The following is a 21,078-nucleotide window of genomic DNA, read 5'->3' on the forward strand; positions in this document are numbered from 1 at the left end:
AGCGTTTCCGTCCCAAAAGGGGTTCGACTTGCTTTATTCCGTCCTGCTGCTGCTGAATGCGCCAGCCGCCGAGCCCGTGCAATGGGCGCAGCTGACCATCGAACAGCGCGTCATCATTCGCGTGCCGATGGCGAAAAGGGGGCGTGCTCCGGCGCGTCCCGCGCCCGAAGCGCGCAATGAGTGGAAGGAAAAGAAAGGACCACGCTGCATCGCCCTGCGCTCGATTCGGTCGGCCAGCCTCATCATGGACAATGCCATAGATTTGTTGCTGGCGGACAATCATCGCTACCGCGCGCGGTTGGAGCGCGGGTGCAACAGCATGGGTTTTTATTCCGGATTCTATGTCGAGCCGGATGAGGATGGATCGCTCTGTTCGGGGCGGGACGAGTTGCAGGCGCGCAGCGGGGCAAGCTGCGCGATCGAGAGTTTCCGGCGGCTAGAGGAAGCCGATCCGGATGATTGAGCCCGAACGCGCGTGAATTTCTTGACAAGAAGGCGATATTTCCGCAAGGCGCGCGCGATTTCCGTTAAGGCGTAGCAGCGCGGCGGACAGCCTCCAGTTCCGGACAACTGAATGACTTTTGCCGATCTCGGCCTTTCCGACGAATTATTGAAGGCCGTAACCGAGGCCGGATATGACACGCCCACGCCGATCCAGGCGCAGGCGATCCCGCCTGTGCTGATGATGAAGGACATTATCGGCATTGCACAGACGGGGACCGGCAAGACCGCAAGCTTCGTACTGCCGATGATCGACATCCTTGCCCATGGCCGCGCCCGCGCGCTGATGCCGCGATCGCTGATCCTGGAGCCGACGCGCGAACTGGCCGCGCAGGTGGCCGAAAATTTCGAGAAATACGGCAAGTATCACAAGCTTTCCATGGCGCTGCTGATCGGCGGCGTGCAGATGGGCGATCAGATCAAGGCGCTGGAAAAGGGCGTGGACGTGCTGATCGCGACGCCCGGCCGCCTGATGGATCTGTTCCAGCGCGGCAAGATCCTGCTCAACGGCTGCAGCATGCTCGTGATCGACGAAGCCGACCGCATGCTGGACATGGGATTCATCCCCGACATCGAGGAAATCTGCACCAAGTTGCCTGCCCAGCGGCAGACGCTGCTGTTTTCCGCTACCATGCCGCCGGTCATCAAGAAGCTGGCGGATCGTTTCCTGAGCAATCCCAAGTCGATCGAGGTGGCGCGGCCTGCGACCGCCTCGACCAATATCACCCAGCGGCTGGTGAAGGTCGATTCGCGCAAGAAGCGGGAAGCGCTGCGCGCGATGCTGGAGGCGGAGGACGTGCAAAGCGCAGTGATCTTCTGCAACCGCAAGACGACGGTGCGGGAACTCAACAAGAGCCTTCAGCGCCACGGTTTCAAGTCGGGCGAAATTCACGGCGACATCGACCAGTCGGCGCGCATCGCGGAACTGGAGCGGTTCCGTGCGGGGACGGTCAATATCCTGGTGGCATCCGACGTGGCGGCGCGCGGCCTGGACATCAAGGGCGTCAGCCATGTGTTCAATTTCGACGCGCCCTGGCACCCGGACGATTATGTCCACCGCATCGGCCGCACCGGCCGCGCGGGGGCAAAGGGGGTCGCCTATACCTTCGTGACGGCGGACGATGCCGAGGCGATCGACAATATCCAGAAGCTGATCAAGCAGCAGATCGAGACGATTGCGGCGCCGCTGGCGGCGGCTCCGGCCGGGAAGGTTGTCGAAGAGCCTCGCCGGCCGGAAAGGGATCGCAAGGGGGATCGTCAGGCGGATCGCAAGTCCGACAGGCGGCGGGACGACCGCCGGCGCGAGGAGCCGCCTCGCGCGGCCCGTCCCGAAGGCAATGGCGCTCGGCCTCCGCGTCGGCCCGAGCCGGTAGATGATGGTCCGGACGAGGGCTGGAATGGCCCGGTGCCCGAATTTCTGTCCGTGGGCTTCGGCGGGTAAAAATTGCTCGAGGGGGCGGTCCTCCCCCTTGCAGCTTCATCGGCATTTTGCGTGATGGACGGCGTCAGACCCTGTGCAGGTCGAGATCCTCCACGCTGATGCCCAGCCGCCTGATCTGTTCCGCCACCGGCGGCCACACCGTACCCAGGAAGCGCGCCCGTTCCGCCGCGCGCAGCCGACGGGTGGCGCCGTCGGCGACGAACATGCCAACGCCGCGCTTCACCACGACCAGTCCGTCGTCCTGGAAACATTGATAGGCCTTCGCCACCGTCAGCGGATTGGCGCCCTGCTGCGCGGCCAGCGCACGGACCGAAGGAAGCAGGTCTCCATCGCGAAATTCCCCGTCCAATATGGACGCTGCGATGATCTCACGCAGGCGGAGATAGACGGGCTTGGATTCGTCGGCCATGGTGCATCAGTGCCATAATACAGCCATGCGGGTCAAGTAAGCGAAGGCCGGCCACCCATATCGCAAGTGTAATTATCTGTCCCAGATGGAAACTATATTATTATATTCTGGCCGAGGCCGCTCTTGCTGTTCCTTGCCCGGCGAGCCGATGAAGAGGAAGCCAGCGATCCGTTCATCACCCCTGGCAAAGGCGGCGCGGACATCTTCATTATAGGCTGCCCAGCCGGTCAACCAGCCTCCCGCGAAGCCCAGCGCATGGGCCGCATGGAGCAGGTTCATGATCGCGGCGCCCGCTGAAAGCTGCTGTTCCCATACCGGAATCTTGCTGCCGTCCACCGGGGCCGAGAGCGCGACCACCAGCGCAGGGGCCTGATGCGCGAACTGGTGCATGGCCTCCATCTCCAGCCGCCCGGCGTCCGGTTTCTCCGCGCGATAGGCGCTTTCCAGCAGGGCTGCGAGCGTTGCGCGCTTATCCTGCGGCACGATGACGAAGCGCCAGGGCGCCAGCTTGCCATGATCGGGCGTGCGCAGCGCCACTTCCAATATGGTGCGCAACTGGCCGTCATCCGGTCCAGGCGCGATCAGGTCGCGCGGCTTGCCGGATCGGCGGGTCTGGAGAAGCGAAAGCGGCGAACTGCGGTCGTTGAACATGGCGGTTCACATGGCTCGCCCGCCAATCCGACGCAAGAGCGAGGCTGCTTTGACAGATGAATAATTTGCGCTTTAGTCTGAGGCCATCATGGGGCGCCTTCAACCGCCTCGCAACAAGACAAGAATAAGGGGCCCGAATGGCGACCTCCACTTTATCGACCGCCGGGTCAGGCAAGACCTGGCTCGGCCATCCGCGTGGCCTGTTCCTGCTGTTTTTCGTGGAAATGTGGGAACGCTTTTCCTTCTACGGCATGCGTGCGCTGCTGATCTTCTACCTGACCCAGCATTTCCTCTTTTCCGACCGGGACGCCTCCTATGCCTATGGCGCCTATATGTCGCTCATCTACATTTCGCCCCTGATGGGTGGTTATCTGGCCGATCGTTATCTGGGGCAGCGCAAGGCGGTGCTGTTCGGCGGCATCGTGATTGCGATCGGCCATCTCATCCTGGGCATGAAAAGCGACGATGGGGGGACGATGGGCCTCAGCCTGTTCTGGCTTGGCCTGGCGACGGTCATCACCGGCACCGGCTTCCTCAAATCCAGCGCGTCGGCGCTGGTGGGGCAGCTTTATCCGCGCGACGACATGCGGCGTGATCCTGCCTATACGATCTTCTACATGGGCATCAATCTGGGGGCGACCATGGGCCCGGTGATCTGCGGCTATCTGGGGCAGACATGGGGCTGGCACTGGGGCTTCGGCGCGGCGTCTGTCGGCATGATCGCGGGCGTCATCGGCTTCGCCCTCAGCAGGCCGGTCCTGCAAGGCAAGGGAGAGCCGCCCAACCCCGCGCATCTGGGGCAGCGTGTCGGAGGGATCATGAGCCGGGAGTGGCTGGTCTATCTTTCCAGCCTTGCCTCGATCGCGCTCTGCTGGTTGCTGGTCCAGCAACATGCGGTCGTCGGATGGATGCTGGCGCTGTCGAGCGCGGTGGTCGTGCTTTACATCCTCTGGGAAGCCTTTGGCCGGATGGAACGCGTCGGCCGAGACCGGATGCTGGCGGCGCTGTTCCTGCTGGTGCTGAACCCGATCTTCTGGGGCCTTTACGAGCAGACGGGATCGTCGCTGAACCTGTTCACGGACCGCTATACCAATCGCCACATATTGGGCTTCGACGTTCCGGCATCGATGTTCCAGTCCGTGAACGCCGCCTATATCCTGATCTTCGGTCCCGTCCTGGCGGGCCTGTGGATCTGGCTGGCCAAGCGGGGATGGGAGCCGTCGACGCCCGCGAAATTCGGCATCGCGCTGGCGCTGGTCGGGGCGGGTTTCCTGGTGCTGGTGGCCGGTACGGGTGCGCCAGGCACGCTGACGCCGGTGCTGTTCATCTTCCTCCTCTATCTGTGCCACACTCTGGGCGAACTGTGCCTGTCGCCGGTCGGCCTGTCCGCCATGTCCAAACTTGCGCCCTCGCGCATGATCGGCCTGATGATGGGCATCTGGTTCCTCGCCATGGCGCTGGGTGAATATGCGGCCGGTGCGATCGCGGCGGCGACGGGCGGGGAGCATGGCGCTGCCACCCGGGATGGCACGCTGGCCGTCTACAGCCAGATCGGCTGGTGGTCCATCGGCGCGGGCGTGGTCGTGATGGCGCTGGCGCCGCTGGTCAAGCGGCTGATGCATAGCGAGACGGTGGAGGAATAGCCTGGGGCCGGCGGCGCTACTGCGTCGCCCCCCACAGGTCGGCGGCGCGGACAAAGCCCTTCTGTCCGCTCACGTCGAAGCCGCACCAGCCCTTGCTGCAGGAGGCGACGCGCCCCACCACGCCCCTTTGCGCGCGATAGACGGCGCGGGCGTCCTCACGCGGGGACTCCCGCATCGGGGCGATGCCGGCGGTGACGATCGCTGTCGGCGTGTCGCTGAGCAGCCGGACATGCATCCAGCCCTGCGTGCCGCTGGAATCCTCGACCTTGCGCCACAGGCCCAGCACCTGAACGACCTTCAGCGGCAGGTCGCGGCGGTGGTAGACCCAGCTTGAGGGGTAATCCAGGCTGGGTCCGACGCGCATCCGCGCCTCCTGCTGCGTGAGCGACGCCCAATAGGGAACCTGCTTGGCGGGGGCAGCCGATGCGCCGTTCGCCCAGCATAATGCGGCGAGAATGCCTGCGCCCAATAACCCCTTCATGCCCGTTCCATTCCCCATCCTGCGATGCGCGATCATAAACGCGCCGCCCCATAGGCGACAACCGCTCTCTTGTGTATCCGGGATAAGCGCTTGACCATCGCCGCGCCGGAGAATAGCGGCCTGACATGGCCAGGAAACCGCGCCCCGCTCATCCGCGCGTCATCGTCACGCGCCGGCTGCCTCCCAATGTGGAGGCGCGCATGGGGGAACTGTTCGACACCGTCTTCAACATCGGCGACGTGCCGATGGATCGGGCCGCGCTGACCCGCGCCATGGCGCAATGCGATGTGCTGGTGCCCGCCGTCTCGGACCAGATCGATGCCACCCTGATCGAGGCTGCGCCCGAACGGCTGCAGCTGATCGCCAGTTTCGGCAGCGGCGTGGATCATATCGACCTCCATGCCGCGCGGCAGAAGGGGATCATCGTCACCAATACGCCGGGCGTGCTGACCGAGGATACGGCCGACATGACCATGGCGCTGATCCTGTCGGTGCCGCGCCGTCTGGCAGAGGGGGAAAAGCTGGTGCGATCGGGCGGCTGGACCGGCTGGAGCCCGTCGGGGATGCTGGGCCATCGCATCGGCGGCAAGAAGCTGGGCATCATCGGCATGGGCCGCATCGGCCGCGCGGTTGCCCGGCGCGCCGCGGCCTTTGGGCTTTCCATCGCCTATCATAATCGCCACCGCCTGCCCTTCGAAGTAGAGCAGGATTTGCAGGCGCACTGGTATCCGGACGTGGATTCGCTGCTCGAGGCGAGCGATATCGTGTCGATCCACTGTCCGCTCAATGCCGACAGCCGGAACATGATCGACGCCCGGCGCATCGCGCTGATGCGGGCCGACGCCTATCTGATCAACACGTCCCGCGCCGAGATCACCGACGAACCCGCACTGATCGCCGCCTTGTCCGAAGGGCGCATCGCCGGGGCGGGACTGGACGTCTACGCTCATGAACCCGCGGTCGATCCGCGCCTGCTGGCGCTGTCCAATGTCGTGCTCTTGCCGCACATGGGGTCGGCGACCTTCGAAGGGCGCGATGCGACCGGCGCGCGGGTGATCGCCAATATCCGCAGTTGGGTCGATGGACATCGCCCGCCCAATCAGGTGCTGGAAGGCTGGGTCTAAGCCAGCGGATCGAGTGTCCCCAGCGCGGCAACCAGCGCAAGGATGGCGACGGCAAGGGTGGTTTCCAGCAGCAGCGACAGGCGCAAATGCGCCATCGCGGCATGGCTGCCGCCGGTCGTGACGGCGTGCTCCAGCTTCGGCGTCAGTTGCCAGCGATTGGCGGCGGCGAGCAGCAGCATGGCCGCGAACAGCCCCAGCTTGACCAGCAGAAGCCGGCCGTAGAGGCTGTGCAGCAATGCAGGCAGTTGGGCCAGGCCCACGATCATGACGGCGTTGAAAGCCCCGGTCGCGATCAGCGTGGCGACGAAGATCGTGCCGAACAGCGAGAAGCGTTCCAGCATGACCGCTGTCAGGCCGATCTGCCGCCCGGCCAGAACCGCGCCCAGCAGGGCGAGCAATGCGCCGAGCCATCCGGCGGCCGCCAGGACATGCAGTGCGTCGGCCAGGCGGTGGGCGCTTCCCGCCATCCCCTCGCTGGCGGCGGCATGGCCTGACCAGGCGAGCGTCATGGCGGCGATCGCCGCGGGCAGGGCAATCGCTGCGTTCCGGCCTTCCGCGCGCCGGAACAGCAGTGGCAGGATCAGCAGCAAGGCTCCCGCGCGAACCGCCAGCATGGTGCCGATCGGCGTATCCCTGAGCAATATGGCGACGACGCTCCAGTCCGGTGACAGGAGAGGGGTTCCGGCCATCCCCGCCGCGCTGGCGAGCAGCCACAGGCCGGACAGCAAAAGCCCCCCGGCCGTCAGCAGCGCCGGCACCGTGCGCCGACCGGCCACGCCCATGCTCCACCAGAATAGCGGCAGACCGGCGAGCGCGGCGAGGTCGGCATAAAGCGCGAAGCGGGTGGCGACGAGAACGCCGTCCATCGGCCTTATTTGACCGAGAAGCTGTACTTGCCGGAAACCTTGTGCTGGTCCGCGCCGACCAGATGCCAGTCGACGTCATAATTGCCCGCAGGTAGCGCGCGGGGCAGGGTGACGGTCATGGTCTTGCCGTCGCCGTCGACGGCGGTCTTGAAGCCCTTGATCGGCATCGGTGCATGGTTCGCCATGCCCGGCATCCCGGTCATGGTGAGGTCAACGCCGCTCATGGGGGCCAGCATCTTTTCGGAGAAGCTGAGGGTCAGCCTGGTCGGCTTGGACACCGTGGCGCCCGCCGCCGGGGTGGACGAGAGCAGCTTGGGATGCGCCATCGCCACGGAGGGCAGGGCGGCCAGGGCAAGAGCGGCGGGAAGCAGGATGTGACGCATGGGACCAGTCTCCAATAGGGTTGCCATAAGGACGATTACGCATCCCCTTTTCCGACCCCTCGACTAAACCCCATAAATTTTTGCATGAGGGGTGGGGCGATCCGGCGCGTATTGCGGATGGACGACTAAAGCGTTTTCACTTTGAGCGAAAACGCTCTTGTTTTTTCATACCGCATTTTCCCAGCCGTTGACCGTCAACGGCCGACCTGAAAATGCACTAGGGAGTGTGAGTGATGAGCGATCTCGATCAGCTGCTGGACCGGATGCGCAGCCAGCCGGCCGATCCGCGCCTGATGGATATCGAAGAGACGGTGATGGCGGGCGTTGCCGTGCGCCGCGAGCGCGCGGTTGCCCGGCGCAGCCTGGCGCTGGCGGGGATCGTCGCGATCGGCATTGGCTGGATCGGCAGCGTGGTGCCCGGCGGCCCGGCGCAGGCCGCCTCCCGGCCTGTGGTGATCGGCATGTCGGATTATGCGCCCTCGCGCCTGTTGGGGCAGTAAGGGATGAAGGGGGCAGGCCGCTACGGACTGGTTGCGCTGGTCGCCTTTGCAGCGGCGCTGGCGGCGGTGCTGGTCGCGCGAACATGGATCGCACCGGCACCCCGCGTGGAGAGCGAGGTGCATGCCCTCATTCACAAGAAGCTCGAGCTGGACGGGAGCCAGGAGCAGCGCATTCGCGCGCTGGAGGCGGATTTCGCGAAACGGCGCGAAGCCATGGAGGCCGAAATGCGCGCCGACAACGCCCGGCTGGCGCAGGCCATTGCGGCCGAACATGGCTATGGTCCCCAGGTCAGCGCAGCGGTCGACCGTTCCCACCATGTGATGGGCATGCTGCAAAAGGAGACGCTGAAGCATATCTTCGCGATGCGTGCCGTACTGCGACCCGATCAGGCGGCGCAGTTCGATGCCGCCGTCGTCAAGGTTCTGACCCAGCCCGCCCAGACCCCAACCGAAAGGTGAGTCCTCCACTCTCCGAGCGCAGCGACGCGGAGCTGGCAGCGCTGGCCCTCACCGCGCAGCAGAGCGCCTATGGCGAGCTGATGCGGCGGCATCGCGACGCCGTGTTCCGTCTGGCCCGGGGCCATGCTGGCGACGCGACCGAGGCGCTGGACATCACGCAGGAGGCGTTCATCGCCGCCTTTGCTGCGCTGGCCCGTTATGATGCGGCGCGGCCTTTCCGGCTGTGGATCGCGCGGATCGCGATCAACAAATGCCATGACTGGGCGCGGCGGCGGGCGGTGCGGCGCTTCTTCACCTTCGCCCGGCCGATGGAGGAGGCGGTCGCCATGGCCGATCCTGCCGCGACGCCGGAGGAGGCTGTCCAGTCGGAGCGGGAGTTGCAGCGGATCAATGCCGCCATCGCGGCCCTGCCCGTCAATCTCAAGGATGTGCTGGTATTGCGTGCTATCGAAGGGGCGAGCCAAGCCGAGGCGGCGCAGATATTGGGGATCAGCGAAAAGGCCGTCGAAACCCGGCTCTATCGCGCCCGCAACAAACTGGCCGAACAGTTGAGGGATGACGGCATGGGCCGCGTATAGAGGTAAACAGTCCTCCAGCAGAGCGTCCGACCCTCATGCCCCTTATTTTGCAAGATATTGACCGCCGAACCCTGATCCGCGCCCTGGGCGGCGTGGGCGGTGCGCTCGCCATATCCCGCGCCTTTCCCGGCTGGGCGCAGAGCGGAACCGCCGGTGCCGCCGCGCCCGGTATCCTGAGCGGCGAAAGCATCGCGCTGACCGTGGGCGAGAGTCATTTCTCGACCGGCGGCCGGTCGGCTCATGCTGTGACGATCAACGGCACGCTGCCCGCGCCGCTGATCCGATTGAGGGAGGGGCAGAATGTCCACCTCTCCGTCACCAACAGCCTGAAGGAAGACACGTCGATCCACTGGCACGGCCTGACCGTGCCCTTCCAGATGGACGGCGTGCCGGGCGTCAGCTTCCCCGGCATCCGGCCGGGCGAGACCTTCACCTATGAATTTCCGGTGCGCCAGTCGGGCACCTACTGGTATCACAGCCATTCGGGCATGCAGGAGGCCGTCGGCCATTATGGCCCCATCGTCATCGATCCCGCCGGGGCCGACCCGGTGCGGAGCGATCGGGAGCATGTCATCGTCCTGTCCGACTGGAGCCCGGTTCACCCCCATATTCTGCTGAAGCGGCTCAAGCAGATGGGCGGCTATTTCAACATGCAGAAGCAGACGCTGGCCGGGCAGCTTGCGGGCAAGGACCAGAGCGCCAGGGACCGCCTTCAATGGGGCGCCATGCGGATGGACCCGACCGATATTTCGGACGTGACCGGGTCGACCTACAGCTTCCTCATCAACGGCCATGGCACGGCGGAGAATTGGACGGGCCTTTTCACGCCCGGCGAACAGGTCCGGCTGCGCATCATCAATGCCTCGGCCATGACGAATTTCAATGTTCGCCTGCCGGGCCTGCCGATGACGGTGGTCCAGTGCGACGGCCAGCATGTGCAGCCGGTCGAGACGGACGAGTTCCAGATCGGCATTGCCGAGACCTATGACGTGCTGGTGCAGCCCGGCGAGGCGAAGCCCTATGGCCTGATTGCCGAGGCCATCGACCGGTCCGGCCTCGTCCGCGCCACGCTGGCGCCGCGCATCGGCATGGCAGCGGAGATCCCTCCGGTTCGCGAGCGTCCTTTGCTGGGCATGAAGGATATGGGCATGGACATGTCCGGCATGGACATGGGGCAGGGCGGCGTCATCGACCTCAGCCAGCCGGCCAATGACAGCATGTCGGGCCATTCGATGAAGATGCGGGACAAATCCGTGGCGCCGGAGGTGAAGATGGGGCCGGGGGTCGCGACGCTCTCGCCCATGCCGGCCGATCGCACCGCCGACCGGCCGACCGGCCTGGAGAATGTCGACCATCGGGTGCTGACCTATGCGGACCTCAAATCGCTGGAGCCCAACCCGGACCGGCGCACCCCGACCCGCTCGCTGGACATCCATCTGACCGCCAACATGGAGCGCTATATGTGGTCCTTCGACGGGGTGAAGCTGTCCGACGGCGCCGACCCGATCCCCTTCCGCCATATGGAGCGGGTGCGGGTGAACCTGATCAACGACACGATGATGCCGCATCCGATCCATCTGCATGGTCATTTCTTCGAACTGGTGACGGGCGCGGGCGAACATCATCCACGCAAGCATACGGTGAATGTGCTGCCGGGCGGAAAGGTGAGCTTCGACCTGACGGCCGATGCGCTGGGCGACTGGGCGTTCCACTGCCACATGCTGCTGCACATGCACAGCGGGATGATGCGCGTTGTCACTGTCCGGCATGAGGGAGGCGCGGCATGAAGTCGCTTGCCTCCGCTGCCGCGCTGCTGCTTGCCTCCGCTGCGCTTCCTGCCTTGGCCCAGGAAATGGATCACAGCCGGATGGATCATGGCGCGATGGAGGGCATGGATCATTCCGCCCATCGGCCGCCCGCACAGGAAACCGCTGACCATCCCCCCGCCGATGATCCTCATGCCGGGCACGGCCAGCCCGCCGCGGATGACGGCATCCCCAAAGGCACGGCGCCGCCGATCCCGGCGGACCATGCCGCCGAAGCCTTCTACAACCCGGACGAAATGGCGCGCTCACGCTTTGCCATGCTCCAGGAAAGCGGCGGCATGACCTTTTCGCAGTTCATGCTCGACCGGCTGGAATATCGGCTGGGCAAGGGCATGGACGGCTATCATTGGGAAGGCGAGGGCTGGATCGGCGGCGACATCAACCGTTTCGCCTTCAAGACCGAAGGCGAGGGAAAGATCGGCGGGCCGCTGGAAAGCGCGGAGGTTCAGGCGCTCTACAGCCGTGCCATCGATCCCTGGTTCAACCTGGAGGCGGGTGTACGCCACGATATCCGTCCCGATCCGCAGCGCACCTATGCCGTGGTCGGCATAGACGGGCTGGCGCCCTATTGGTTCGAGGTCAGCGCGCAGGCCTTTCTCTCCAACAAGGGGGATGCGCATCTGCGGCTGGAGGGCAGCTATGACCAGCGCATCACCCAGCGGCTGATCCTGCAACCGGCGGCGGAGGTGAACATCGCGGCGCAGGACGTGCCCGAACTGGGCATCGGTTCGGGGATATCCAATATCGAACTGGGCCTGCGCCTGCGTTACGAATTCGCTCGCGAGTTCGCGCCCTATGTCGGCGTCAATTGGGAACGCAAGCTGGGCGATACCGCCCGCTTCGCCCGCGCCGAGGGCGAACGCGCATCGGTGCCCAGCCTGGTCATGGGCGTGCGTTTCTGGTTCTGATTGGCAGACCGGCACGATCTGCCGCCACCCAGCAACAACTTGTCATGATCGACGGCGCGGTGCCTGCGCTTCGCGCATATGCGCCGCCCGTCGTCCCATAATCTTTCCTGAAGAACGCCGAAACATTCAGGGTAGGATCAGTGCGCTTCGCCTTGCCGGGCCTCCTTTTCTATGCCAGCACCCCGCTGGCTTGCGGTACCGCCATGGCGCAGGACGCCGCATCCCTGACCGGTGGCTTCGACCTTGTCGAACTGCGCACCGGAGATGACGGGGACGCCTTCATCTGGGACGGCGCCTTTGCCTATGGCAACGGCAGCGACCAGGCGATGCTGGTGGTGCAGGGCGGCGGCGCCCTGGGCGGTCAGATCGACGAGGCGCAGGCAAGGCTCTTCTACGGCCGCACAATGGGCGGCAACAGCGTGCTGCTGGTGGGCGTGCGCAAGGATTTCAAACCTCATCCCCGCGACACTCATGCCGTCGTCGGCGTGCAGGGGCAGATCGGATCGCGGCTGAGTTGGGAAAGCTATGCTTTCCTTTCCGATGCCGGGCGCCTGACCGGCGAGGGGCAGATCATCTATGCCCTGCCGATCACGCAGCGTCTCTATCTGGAGCCGCGCGTCGCGGTGGGCTGGTCGGCGCAGAAGATCGACGGCGAGGGGGTGCGCCCCGGCTTCACCGAAGCGGAAACGGCCCTGCGCCTGCGCTATCGGCTGACCGCCAGGATCAATGCCCATGCAGGCTTGGTGCTTGAAAGCCTGCTGGGCGGCACCCGCGCCCTGGCCCGCTCGCAGGGCGAGGCGGTGACATCTACCGTTGCCGTGATGGGCTTCGGTTTCAGCCTGTAATGTCTGTTTGCGGCATTTTGCGAGTTCAAGAGGCTCTGGCGAGATGCTGTTCAACCAGTGCAACGTGCAGGCGGACGCCAAGCCCCAGCACATCGTCGTTGAAGTCGTAATGCGGGTTGTGCAGCGGGACCGATCCTTCGGGCCTTCCCTGACCCAGCCAGATATAGGCACCCTTGCAGGCCTGAAGCATGAAGGCGAAATCTTCCGAGGTGAAGGCCGGTTCCGGCGCGAGCAGTGCATGGCCCACGGTCGCCGCCGCGGTCAGCGCTTCCTGCGCCGCCTCCGCATCGTTGATGGTCGCCGGATAATAGCGGTCATAGTCCACCGCGGCCGTCAGATCATGGGCTAGCGCGACGCCTGCCGTGATCTTGCGGATCGCATCCTCGATCACATCCTGCACGACCGGATCGAAGGTCCGCACCGTGCCGACGATCTTCACCACCGCCGGGATGACATTGTGCGTGTGGCCGCCGTGGATCTGCGTGACCGACAGTACGGCTGATTTCGCCGCCGGGATTCGGCGCGCGACGATGCTGTTGAACTGCGATACGAGAGCGGCGGAAGCCAGGATCGCGTCCGGCGTATCCTGCGGGATGGCGGCATGGCCGCCGCGTCCCTCCAGGGCGATTTCGAACTTGTCGGCCGCGCCCATGATCGGGCCGGGGCGGGTGGCGATGGTCCCGGCCGGCAGGTCCGGCCAGTTATGCAGCCCGAACACCCGCTCGCACGGGAAGCGATCGAACAGCCCTTCCTTCACCATCTCCCGCGCGCCGCCCTGGCCTTCCTCGGCAGGCTGGAAGAAGAAATGGACCGTGCCGTCGAAATTGCGGCTTCGGACAAGATGCTGCGCCGCGCCCAGCAGCATGGCGACATGGCCGTCATGGCCGCAACCGTGGAAAGTGCCGTCCGTCCGGCTGGCATAAGGCAGGTTGGTCTGTTCATGGATCGGCAGCGCGTCCATGTCGGCGCGCAGGCCGATGCTGCGCCCGGACGTGCCGTTCCGCAACACCGCGACGATGCCCGTCCTGCCGACCCCCTCATGCACTTCCAGCCCCAGCGTGCGGAGCTGCTCCGCGATCCGGCCCGCCGTGCGGTGTTCGCAAAAGCCCAGTTCGGGATGCTGGTGGATATCGCGGCGGAAGGCAATCAGGGGTTCGAGCAGGTCGTCGATCATTTTTGCTCACCGAACAGATGCTGGATGGGGTAGTGATGCTTTATGAACGGCGATTTGATCACGACATAGCTGAAATATTTCTCGATCCCATAGTCGCTTTCCAGCATCCCCTCGATGATCGATTGATAATGGGCGACGCCGCGCGTCACGAATTTCAGCAGATAATCATATCCGCCACTGACGAGATGGCATTCGACGATCTCGTCCAGCTTGCGGATACGGCTTTCAAAGCGGGAAAAGTCGCCCGCACGATGCTCGGTCAGCGTGACTTCGGTGAAGACGGTGAGAAATTCGCCCAGCTTGTGCAGGTTGATATGCGCGCCATAGCCGGTGATGTACCCGGCCTTCTCCAGCCGCTTGACGCGGGTCAGACAGGGACTGGGGGACAGGCCCACCGCGTCGGCCAGTTCGACATTGGTGATGCGGCCGGATTGCTGAAGTTGCGTCAGGATCTTGAGGTCGATCCGGTCCAGCTTTGGTCCACCGAACATAGGCCTTGTTCCCCCGTTATCTTATCCCAGCGCTGCGCGAATATCCGCTTCTTCCAGCAGGTCGTCGAGCGTTTTGCGGATGCGTGCGAAAATCTCGTCCATCTCCCCGTCGGACGCGCAGAGCGCCGGGGCCAGCCCGATGATCGTGTCGGGGAAAGAGCGGAAAATGACCCCGTTCCGATAGCCTTTGGCGAACAGCCGGTCGGGAATCCTGAGCGAAGGATCGAAGCGTTCCTTGGTCGCCTTGTCCGCCACCAGTTCGATCGCGCCAAGCAGGCCGCGCCCGCGTGTTTCGCCCACCATCGGATGGTCGAGAAGGCCCGCCAGACCCGCGTCGAAGCGCCGGGCCACGCTCTGTCCGTTGGCAAGGATGCCGCCTTCGGTATAGAGGCGGAGCACTTCCAGCCCCACCGCCGCGCTCACCGGATGGCCCGAATAGGTCATGCCATGCCCGATGGCGAGGTCGGGTGCGGCGCCGTCCGCAATGCCTTGATACACCTTGTCCGACATGAGAAGTGCACCCATCGGCACATAGCCGGAGGTGAGCCCCTTGGCGAGCGTCATCAGATCGGGCGAAACATCCTCCGCCTCGCAGGCGAACAACGGCCCGGTGCGGCCGAAGCCGGTGATGACCTCATCCACGACGAACAATATGTCGAGTTCGGTACAGGCATCGCGCATGGCCTTGAGCCAGCCCCTGGGCGGCACGATGACGCCGCCTGATCCCTGGATGGGTTCGCAGAAGAAGGCCGCGACAGTGTCCGCGCCCAGTTCCGCCACCTTGTCCTTCAACTGCTGGACGGAGCGGGCGATGATGGCGGCATCATCGGTCAGATCGCTGCGATAGGGGTAGGGCGACGGAATATGATGCTGCCAGGGGCGCGGCAGGTCGAAATTGCGATGGAAGTTCGCCAGCGCGGTCAGGCCGGAGCCGGTCGTGCTGGAACCATGATAGCCGCGCTCCAGTGCGATGAACTGCTTCTTGTCCGGGCGGCCCGTGGCGTTGTGATAATGCACGATGTAGCGGATGGCCGAGTCCACCGCGTCGGACCCGCCCAGCGTGAAATAGACATGGTCGAGACCCCGGGGGCTGAGGTCGGCCAGCTTTTCCGCCAGCCGTGCCGCCGGTTCCGATCCGAAGTGGAAATAGCCCGTCGCATAGGGCAGGCGGCGCATCTGTTCCGCTGCCGCCTCGACGATGCTTTCCTGCCCGTAGCCGACATTCACGCACCACAAGCCCGCAAAGGCGTCCAAAAGCTCCTTGCCGTCCAGATCGGTCAGCCACATGCCCTTGCCGCTTTGCAGTAGCGTTGCGCCCTGCGCTTCATGGCCGCGAAAGGAAGTGACGGGATGGATCAGGTGATCGCGGTCGATGTCGATCAGGGACCGATTGGGCGTCAGCGTCATCAGGAAACTCGCAAGGGTTGTTTACGGGATCAGACTATCCCCCGCCCACGAACGGATGCGCCAATTTGAACAGGTTGATGAAAGGCTCGCGGCTTTTTGGGGAAGCGGCGCGGCATTTTGTGCCGCGCCGCCGGGATGATCAGGCCAGCGCCTCGGCAATCGCCTTGCCGCACTCCATCGTATTCGCCTTGCCCTTGAGGTCGCCGGTGCGGAGGGCGGGTTCCGCCAGCACGGTTTCCACCGCGCGCATGATGGCGGCTGCGGCTTCGGCCTCGCCCAGATGTTCCAGCATCATCGCGGCCGACCAGATCTGACCGACCGGGTTCGCAATACCCTTGCCGGCAATATCCGGTGCCGAACCATGGACCGGCTCGAACAGCGAGGGAGCGGTGCGGTCCGGGTTGATATTGCCGGAAGGGGCAACGCCGATCGTGCCGGTACAGGCCGGGCCAAGGTCGGACAGGATATCTCCGAACAGGTTGGACGCCACCACCACGTCGAAACGATCGGGGTTCAGCACGAACTGCGCGGTCAATATGTCGATATGATATTTGTCGTGGGTGACAGTCGGGTAATTGCCGGCCATCTCCTCCACCCGCTCGTCCCACCAGGGCATGGTGATGGCGATGCCGTTGGACTTGGTGGCGGAGGTGACATGCTTGCGCTCCCGCGTCGCCGCCAGTTCGAAGGCATAGCGCAGCACGCGGTCGGTACCATGGCGGGTCATCACCGTTTCCTGGATCACGACTTCGCGAGGCGTGCCGGGGAACATCCTGCCGCCGACCGAGCTATATTCGCCCTCCGTATTCTCCCGCACGACCCAGAAGTCGATATCGCCCGGCTCGCGCCCCGCAAGCGGGCAGGGGACGCCCGGCATCAGCCGCACCGGGCGCAGATTGACATATTGATCATATTCCCGCCGGAACTGGAGCAGCGATCCCCAGAGCGAGACATGGTCCGGCACCGTGTCGGGCCAGCCGACCGCGCCGAAGAAGATCGCGTCGGGACTGCCGATCTGCGCCTTCCAGTCGTCGGGCATCATCTGGCCATGTTTGGCATAATAGTCGCAGCAGGCGAAATCATGCCATGTCTGCTCGATGGAAAAGCCGTAGAGGCTGGCGGCGCGCTCCAGCACGCGGATGCCCTCGGGCATGACTTCCTTGCCGATGCCGTCGCCGGGGATGACGGAGATGGAGTAGTTGCGGTCGGATCGTGTCATTGGCTACCCTCGTTCGAAAAACCGGAAGACGTGCTCCTGCGCAGGCAGCAGCCGTTCCGGAGGGCGGAACTGGATTCCTGCCTGCGCAGGAACACGGAACCGCGCTTGAGAATGGGTCAGAGCTTCAGCCCGGCGACATGGAATGCCTTGGTCTCCAGATATTCCTCGATTCCGGCATGGGCGCCTTCGCGGCCAAGGCCCGACATCTTCACCCCGCCAAAGGGCGCGACTTCCATCGCCACCGATCCGCTGTTGAGCGCGATCATGCCCGCCTCCAGCCGTTCCGCCACGCGGAAGGCGCGGTGGAGATTTTCGGTGTAGAAATAGCTAGCAAGACCGAAGCTGGTGTCGTTGGCGAGCGCTATGCCTTCCTCCTCATGGGTGAAGCGAAACAGCGGCGCGACCGGGCCGAACGTCTCTTCGCTCGCCAGCCGCATGTCGCGGGTCGCGCCGGTCAGCACGACGGGCGTGGCGAAACGTTCGCCGCTGGCGCCTTCGGGCGCCTGGGCAAAGAGTCTGGCGCCACGGGACAGCGCATCGTCTACATGGGCGCTGACCTTTTCCACCGCCGCCCTGTTGATAAGCGGTCCGATGGTGCTGCCCGGCATGTCGCCCGGCGCCACCTTCAGCGCGGAGACGGCCCTGGCCAGCTTTTCGGCAAAGGCGTCATACACGCCGTCCTGCACCAAAATGCGGTTCGCACACACACAGGTCTGCCCGGCGTTGCGGAACTTGCTGACCATCGCGCTGGCGACGGCCAGGTCCAGATCGGCATCGTCGAACACGATCAGAGGCGCATTGCCGCCCAGTTCGAAGCTGACCCGCTTGATGGTGTCGGCGCACTGCCGCATCAACAGCGCGCCCACGCGGGTCGAACCGGTGAAGGACAGCTTGCGCACCACCGGACTGGATGTCAGCGCGCCGCCGATGGCGGTCGGCATGCCGGTGACGATATTGAACAGGCCCGCCGGAAATCCCGCCTCTTGCGCCAGCTTCGCCAGCGCCAGCGCGGTATAGGGGGTCAGTTCGGATGGCTTCACCACCACCGGGCAACCGGCCGCCAGAGCGGGCGCGCATTTGCGGGTGATCATCGCAGCCGGGAAGTTCCAGGGCGTGATCGCGGCGGAAACGCCGACCGGTTCCTTCATCACCAATATGCGGCGATTGGCTTCGGGAGCGGGAATGATGCCGCCCTCGACGCGGCGCGCTTCCTCCGCGAACCATTTGATGAAGCTCGCGGCGTAGCGGATTTCCCCTTCGGCTTCGGCAATGGGCTTGCCCTGTTCGGCCGTCATGATCCGGCCGAGATCGGCGATATTCTCCAGCACCATCGCATGCCAGCGTTCCAGCAAGGCGGCGCGTTCGCTCGCCGTCCTCGCCCGCCATGCGGGATAAGCGGCTTCGGCGGCGGCAATGGCGGCCTGCGTCTCCGCCTCGCCGCAATCGGGAACCGTGCCGATGATCGCGCCGGTGGCGGGATTGTCCACGGCCACCGTCGCGCCGGAGGCCGCCTTCACCCATTCGCCGCCAATGAAGGCGCGCTCGATCAGCAGTGCGGGATTGTCGAGGGAAAGTGTCATCCGAGCGCCTGCGTGGTGAGGGAGAAGGTCCTGACGGCCGAACCGCCGTCGATCGGCCTGCCGCGCACCATGCGCACGACCCGGCCGACGCAGGGAAGGCCCAGTTCGTCGAGCCAGCCGGACAGCTCGCTCTCTTCCGGCACGTCGAGGCGGCAGAAGATGCCGTTGTTGGAACCCAGCCAGTGGGAAATCAGCGCCTTCGCCCCGCCCGTATCCGGCGCGATGGTGGGGCCCACCACATAGCCGCGCCCGAACCGCCTGAAGAGGGCGAAGCCGACCGGCTCGTTCGCGCGCGTCAGTACCACGCCCTGCGCGCCGGGCACCAGCGCGTCGAGCAGCGCATCGCGGTCCATCCCCGTCGCCTCGCGGGCCAGGCCGCGCAGCACGTCCATGTCCTTGCTGCCCATCGGGCGTACGCGCTCGTCGGGGATCAGTTGCGCCATGGGAACGGCAAAGGCAGCGCCCTGATGCTGGAAAACGGGACCGATCGGTTCGAAACCCAGCTTGCGGTAAAGCGGTGCGCCTTCATCCGTGGCGTTGAGGAGGACCGTGCGGTCGCCCAGATCATCCAGCACGGCGTCCATCAGGCGGCGGCCGATCCCCATGCCCTGCGCTTGGGGGGACACGATGACCATGCCGACGGTCGCGGCGTCCTCGCCATAGAGCCACGCCATGGCCGTGCCGATCACCTCTCCACCGCGCTGCGCCACATAGCCGAAGCCGAGCTGGAACAACATTTCCCAATCCTCGATCCTGTGCGGCCATTTCTGTTCGTGGGAAAGGTCGTGGGCGGCTGCCAGATCCTCCGCGCTCATGCGCCGCAGGTCCACCATCGCCTTTATGCCTGTCGCCATCGTCTTGCTCCTTGGCGGAAAGGGGAACCCGCCTTTGGTCATGAATCAGTGACCGGGACATTAGGAGCAGCCCCTAAGCATTGGCTGCCGCCTTCGCGTCTTTTTTGGAAGAATATCGCGCAGTCTTTCGCGCGCAACTGCAACAAATGCCGCCGGGCAAGCCTATTTTTGCGTCGCAGGCGTGCAGCAGGAGATTATGCCGTGAGCGGTTTCAACCCCGATCTGATCAGTCTTGCCAGGGGCAATAATTTCATCGGCGGCCGCCGCGTCGAAGGGCGGGGGCAGGCGATCATGGTCCGCCGCCCTTCCGACGGCCGGGCGCAGGCGGACCTCGACAGTGCGGCTGCGGATCAACTGGCGCAGGCGGTCGAAAATGCGCAGGCCGCCTACAAGAAGAGCGGCTGGGCGCAGACCGATCCCCGCGGCCGGATGAAGGTGCTGCGCCGCTGGGCCGACCTGATCGAGGCGGATGCGGCCAACCTGGCGCCGCTGGAAGCGTTGGGATCGACCCGCACGATCAACGAGATCAACGCCTGGGATTTGAGTTATACCGCTGAAACCATCCGCTTTTATGCCGAATGGGCGGACAAGATCGGCGGCGAAGTGGCGGCCACGACGCCCGACAAGCTGGGCCTGACTATCGCCGAGCCTTATGGCGTGGTGGCAGCGATCAGCCCGTGGAACTTGCCGCTGGTGATGGCGGGCTGGAAGATCGCGCCTGCCATCGCGGCGGGGAACAGCGTGGTTCTCAAGCCCTCCGAAATGACGCCTTTCAGCATCGTGCGCCTCGCCGAACTGGCGATCGAGGCTGGCCTGCCCGCAGGCGTGTTCAACATCGTGCAGGGCAACGGCCGTTCGATCGGCGATCCGCTGGTGCGCCGCCCCGAAGTCGCCAAGGTGACATTCACCGGGTCCACCCGCACGGGTGCGGCGATCATGGCGGCTTGCGCGGAAACCGGGCCGAAGCCGGTCACGCTGGAACTGGGCGGCAAGAGCCCGCAGATCATCTTTGCCGATGCCGGGCTGGACAAGGCGGCGGCCATCGTCGCCCGGGCGATCACGCTCAACGCAGGGCAGGTCTGCGTCGCCGGATCGCGGCTGCTGGTACAGGAGAAAGTCGCGGATCAGGTGATCGACCGCATCCTCGCCGCCTTTGCCGCGCACAGGGCCGGGCCGACCTGGCGCACCGACACGACGCTGGGACCGATCATTTCCGAAGGTCAACTCGACCGGATGGACGGCATCGTCAGGCGGGCCATATCGGAGGGTGCCGAACTGCTGGCCGGCGGCGGCCGGGCGACTTCTCCGCAAGAGGGCAGTTATTTCGCGCCGACGCTGCTTGCGCATGTCGACCAGAAAAGCGAAGCCGTTCAGGGCGAGATTTTCGGGCCGGTGCTGACGGTCCAGACATTCGCCGACGAGGAAGAGGCCTATGCCCTCGCCAATGACAGCGACTATGGGCTGGCGGCGGGCGTCCACACCGGCGATGTCGCGCTGGCGCTCCGCGCCACGCGGTCGCTGGAGGCGGGGACGGTCTGGGTCAACCGCTATGGGCGGAGCAACGACTTCATCCTGCCCACCGGCGGCTACAAGCAGTCCGGCATCGGCAAGGATCTCGGCCGGGAAGCCTATATGGCGAACCTCAAGACCAAGACTGCGTTGATCGAGTTCTAACCAGGCGCCATTTGCTCCTGCGAAGGCAGAGCCCAGTTTCCAATGCCGGAACCGGGTTCCTGCC

General features: G+C 65.0%; 22 protein-coding genes. 11 read left to right on the top strand and 11 right to left on the bottom strand.

Features of this window, described 5'->3' with window-relative positions:
* Positions 1–28 precede the first annotated feature (28 nt).
* Both MJ601_RS14785 and MJ601_RS14790 read left to right on the top strand, forming a co-directional pair.
* Positions 29–463 carry a hypothetical protein gene (locus MJ601_RS14785; RefSeq protein WP_242127745.1) on the top strand — a complete coding sequence of 145 codons (435 nt, stop codon included), beginning with the start codon at positions 29–31 and terminating at the stop codon, positions 461–463.
* A 111-nt stretch (positions 464–574) separates the two neighbouring features.
* Positions 575–1,942, top strand: a complete 1,368-nt coding sequence (locus tag MJ601_RS14790) for a DEAD/DEAH box helicase (RefSeq protein ID WP_242127747.1) — start codon at positions 575–577, stop codon at positions 1,940–1,942.
* A gap of 64 nt (positions 1,943–2,006) precedes the next feature.
* Here MJ601_RS14790 and MJ601_RS14795 read toward each other — a convergent pair whose 3' ends face one another.
* Positions 2,007–2,351 carry a GntR family transcriptional regulator gene (locus tag MJ601_RS14795; protein ID WP_242127749.1) on the bottom strand — a complete coding sequence of 115 codons (345 nt, stop codon included), beginning with the start codon at positions 2,349–2,351 and terminating at the stop codon, positions 2,007–2,009.
* Between the two features lie 72 nt (positions 2,352–2,423).
* Complete coding sequence (locus tag MJ601_RS14800; RefSeq protein WP_242127751.1) at positions 2,424–3,002, bottom strand: nitroreductase family protein; 579 nt, start codon at positions 3,000–3,002, stop codon at positions 2,424–2,426.
* A 137-nt stretch (positions 3,003–3,139) separates the two neighbouring features.
* On the opposite strand from MJ601_RS14800, the gene MJ601_RS14805 reads away from it, so the two are divergent.
* Positions 3,140–4,645: a peptide MFS transporter gene (locus tag MJ601_RS14805; protein WP_242127753.1), complete on the top strand. Its 1,506-nt coding sequence runs from the start codon at positions 3,140–3,142 to the stop codon at positions 4,643–4,645.
* A 16-nt stretch (positions 4,646–4,661) separates the two neighbouring features.
* Here the strand turns inward: MJ601_RS14805 and MJ601_RS14810 are convergent, their stop codons facing one another.
* Positions 4,662–5,126: an SH3 domain-containing protein gene (locus MJ601_RS14810; protein ID WP_242127755.1), complete on the bottom strand. Its 465-nt coding sequence runs from the start codon at positions 5,124–5,126 to the stop codon at positions 4,662–4,664.
* Between the two features lie 125 nt (positions 5,127–5,251).
* Between MJ601_RS14810 and MJ601_RS14815 the strand changes: the two genes are divergently transcribed.
* The gene (locus tag MJ601_RS14815) at positions 5,252–6,250 is read left to right on the top strand and encodes a 2-hydroxyacid dehydrogenase (protein ID WP_242127757.1); all 999 of its coding nucleotides are present in this window, start codon (positions 5,252–5,254) and stop codon (positions 6,248–6,250) included.
* Here MJ601_RS14815 and copD read toward each other — a convergent pair.
* Both copD and copC read right to left on the bottom strand, forming a co-directional pair.
* Complete coding sequence (gene copD / locus MJ601_RS14820) at positions 6,247–7,116, bottom strand: copper homeostasis membrane protein CopD (protein WP_242127759.1); 870 nt, start codon at positions 7,114–7,116, stop codon at positions 6,247–6,249. The two genes, MJ601_RS14815 and copD, sit on opposite strands and share 4 nt — an antisense overlap.
* Before the next feature lie 5 nt (positions 7,117–7,121).
* A complete protein-coding gene (gene copC / locus MJ601_RS14825; protein ID WP_242127761.1) occupies positions 7,122–7,499 on the bottom strand; it encodes a copper homeostasis periplasmic binding protein CopC in 378 nt (125 codons plus the stop codon).
* 233 nt (positions 7,500–7,732) lie between these two features.
* Between copC and MJ601_RS14830 the strand changes: the two genes are divergently transcribed.
* The 6 genes from MJ601_RS14830 to MJ601_RS14855 all read left to right on the top strand — a co-directional run bounded on the left by MJ601_RS14830 (position 7,733) and on the right by MJ601_RS14855 (position 12,615).
* Positions 7,733–7,999: a hypothetical protein gene (locus MJ601_RS14830; RefSeq protein ID WP_242127762.1), complete on the top strand. Its 267-nt coding sequence runs from the start codon at positions 7,733–7,735 to the stop codon at positions 7,997–7,999.
* A 3-nt stretch (positions 8,000–8,002) separates the two neighbouring features.
* On the top strand, positions 8,003–8,458 hold the full coding sequence (locus MJ601_RS14835) for a periplasmic heavy metal sensor (protein ID WP_242127764.1): 456 nt from the start codon (positions 8,003–8,005) through the stop codon (positions 8,456–8,458).
* Entirely contained in the window at positions 8,455–9,036 is a 582-nt protein-coding gene (locus MJ601_RS14840; protein ID WP_242127766.1) for an RNA polymerase sigma factor, read from the top strand. Before MJ601_RS14835 ends, MJ601_RS14840 begins: the two co-directional genes overlap by 4 nt.
* A gap of 35 nt (positions 9,037–9,071) precedes the next feature.
* Complete coding sequence (locus MJ601_RS14845; protein ID WP_242127769.1) at positions 9,072–10,823, top strand: copper resistance system multicopper oxidase; 1,752 nt, start codon at positions 9,072–9,074, stop codon at positions 10,821–10,823.
* Positions 10,820–11,770 (top strand): copper resistance protein B, encoded by a 951-nt coding sequence (locus MJ601_RS14850; RefSeq protein ID WP_242127771.1) that lies wholly within the window; start codon positions 10,820–10,822, stop codon positions 11,768–11,770. The genes MJ601_RS14845 and MJ601_RS14850 overlap by 4 nt, the downstream gene beginning before the upstream one ends.
* 140 nt (positions 11,771–11,910) lie before the next feature.
* Positions 11,911–12,615 carry a copper resistance protein B gene (locus MJ601_RS14855; RefSeq protein ID WP_242127774.1) on the top strand — a complete coding sequence of 235 codons (705 nt, stop codon included), beginning with the start codon at positions 11,911–11,913 and terminating at the stop codon, positions 12,613–12,615.
* Between the two features lie 25 nt (positions 12,616–12,640).
* On the opposite strand, the gene MJ601_RS14860 is transcribed toward MJ601_RS14855, so the two are convergent.
* From MJ601_RS14860 to MJ601_RS14885, 6 genes are all read right to left on the bottom strand, one after another.
* Entirely contained in the window at positions 12,641–13,789 is a 1,149-nt protein-coding gene (locus MJ601_RS14860; protein WP_242127777.1) for a M20 aminoacylase family protein, read from the bottom strand.
* Positions 13,786–14,280, bottom strand: a complete 495-nt coding sequence (locus MJ601_RS14865) for an Lrp/AsnC family transcriptional regulator (protein ID WP_242127779.1) — start codon at positions 14,278–14,280, stop codon at positions 13,786–13,788. The genes MJ601_RS14860 and MJ601_RS14865 overlap by 4 nt, the downstream gene beginning before the upstream one ends.
* Positions 14,281–14,301: 21 nt before the next feature.
* Positions 14,302–15,687 (bottom strand): aspartate aminotransferase family protein, encoded by a 1,386-nt coding sequence (locus MJ601_RS14870; protein WP_242127781.1) that lies wholly within the window; start codon positions 15,685–15,687, stop codon positions 14,302–14,304.
* A 139-nt stretch (positions 15,688–15,826) separates the two neighbouring features.
* Positions 15,827–16,906 (bottom strand): tartrate dehydrogenase, encoded by a 1,080-nt coding sequence (locus MJ601_RS14875; RefSeq protein ID WP_242127783.1) that lies wholly within the window; start codon positions 16,904–16,906, stop codon positions 15,827–15,829.
* 116 nt (positions 16,907–17,022) lie between these two features.
* Positions 17,023–18,486, bottom strand: coding sequence for an NAD-dependent succinate-semialdehyde dehydrogenase (locus MJ601_RS14880; protein ID WP_242127785.1), 1,464 nt, complete (start codon positions 18,484–18,486; stop codon positions 17,023–17,025).
* Positions 18,483–19,340: a GNAT family N-acetyltransferase gene (locus MJ601_RS14885; protein WP_242127786.1), complete on the bottom strand. Its 858-nt coding sequence runs from the start codon at positions 19,338–19,340 to the stop codon at positions 18,483–18,485. The genes MJ601_RS14880 and MJ601_RS14885 overlap by 4 nt, the downstream gene beginning before the upstream one ends.
* A 201-nt stretch (positions 19,341–19,541) precedes the next feature.
* Here MJ601_RS14885 and MJ601_RS14890 point away from each other — a divergent pair, with 201 nt between their 5' ends.
* Positions 19,542–21,014 carry an aldehyde dehydrogenase family protein gene (locus MJ601_RS14890; protein WP_242127788.1) on the top strand — a complete coding sequence of 491 codons (1,473 nt, stop codon included), beginning with the start codon at positions 19,542–19,544 and terminating at the stop codon, positions 21,012–21,014.
* Positions 21,015–21,078 lie beyond the last annotated feature (64 nt).

Source organism: Sphingobium trunci (genome assembly GCF_022664535.1).
Classification (GTDB): domain Bacteria; phylum Pseudomonadota; class Alphaproteobacteria; order Sphingomonadales; family Sphingomonadaceae; genus Sphingobium.

What these genes read in the sequence shown, in the direction of transcription:
- MJ601_RS14870 (WP_242127781.1), bottom strand. Translation starts at nt 15,687, where the DNA reads ATGACGCTGACGCCCAATCGGTCCCTGATCGACATCGACCGCGATCAC.
- MJ601_RS14885 (WP_242127786.1), bottom strand. Translation starts at nt 19,340, where the DNA reads ATGGCGACAGGCATAAAGGCGATGGTGGACCTGCGGCGCATGAGCGCG.
- MJ601_RS14790 (WP_242127747.1), top strand. Translation starts at nt 575, where the DNA reads ATGACTTTTGCCGATCTCGGCCTTTCCGACGAATTATTGAAGGCCGTA.
- MJ601_RS14835 (WP_242127764.1), top strand. Translation starts at nt 8,003, where the DNA reads ATGAAGGGGGCAGGCCGCTACGGACTGGTTGCGCTGGTCGCCTTTGCA.
- MJ601_RS14815 (WP_242127757.1), top strand. Translation starts at nt 5,252, where the DNA reads ATGGCCAGGAAACCGCGCCCCGCTCATCCGCGCGTCATCGTCACGCGC.
- MJ601_RS14795 (WP_242127749.1), bottom strand. Translation starts at nt 2,351, where the DNA reads ATGGCCGACGAATCCAAGCCCGTCTATCTCCGCCTGCGTGAGATCATC.
- MJ601_RS14875 (WP_242127783.1), bottom strand. Translation starts at nt 16,906, where the DNA reads ATGACACGATCCGACCGCAACTACTCCATCTCCGTCATCCCCGGCGAC.
- MJ601_RS14850 (WP_242127771.1), top strand. Translation starts at nt 10,820, where the DNA reads ATGAAGTCGCTTGCCTCCGCTGCCGCGCTGCTGCTTGCCTCCGCTGCG.
- MJ601_RS14860 (WP_242127777.1), bottom strand. Translation starts at nt 13,789, where the DNA reads ATGATCGACGACCTGCTCGAACCCCTGATTGCCTTCCGCCGCGATATC.
- MJ601_RS14805 (WP_242127753.1), top strand. Translation starts at nt 3,140, where the DNA reads ATGGCGACCTCCACTTTATCGACCGCCGGGTCAGGCAAGACCTGGCTC.
- MJ601_RS14800 (WP_242127751.1), bottom strand. Translation starts at nt 3,002, where the DNA reads ATGTTCAACGACCGCAGTTCGCCGCTTTCGCTTCTCCAGACCCGCCGA.
- MJ601_RS14880 (WP_242127785.1), bottom strand. Translation starts at nt 18,486, where the DNA reads ATGACACTTTCCCTCGACAATCCCGCACTGCTGATCGAGCGCGCCTTC.
- MJ601_RS14845 (WP_242127769.1), top strand. Translation starts at nt 9,072, where the DNA reads ATGCCCCTTATTTTGCAAGATATTGACCGCCGAACCCTGATCCGCGCC.
- MJ601_RS14865 (WP_242127779.1), bottom strand. Translation starts at nt 14,280, where the DNA reads ATGTTCGGTGGACCAAAGCTGGACCGGATCGACCTCAAGATCCTGACG.
- copC (WP_242127761.1), bottom strand. Translation starts at nt 7,499, where the DNA reads ATGCGTCACATCCTGCTTCCCGCCGCTCTTGCCCTGGCCGCCCTGCCC.
- copD (WP_242127759.1), bottom strand. Translation starts at nt 7,116, where the DNA reads ATGGACGGCGTTCTCGTCGCCACCCGCTTCGCGCTTTATGCCGACCTC.
- MJ601_RS14810 (WP_242127755.1), bottom strand. Translation starts at nt 5,126, where the DNA reads ATGAAGGGGTTATTGGGCGCAGGCATTCTCGCCGCATTATGCTGGGCG.
- MJ601_RS14830 (WP_242127762.1), top strand. Translation starts at nt 7,733, where the DNA reads ATGAGCGATCTCGATCAGCTGCTGGACCGGATGCGCAGCCAGCCGGCC.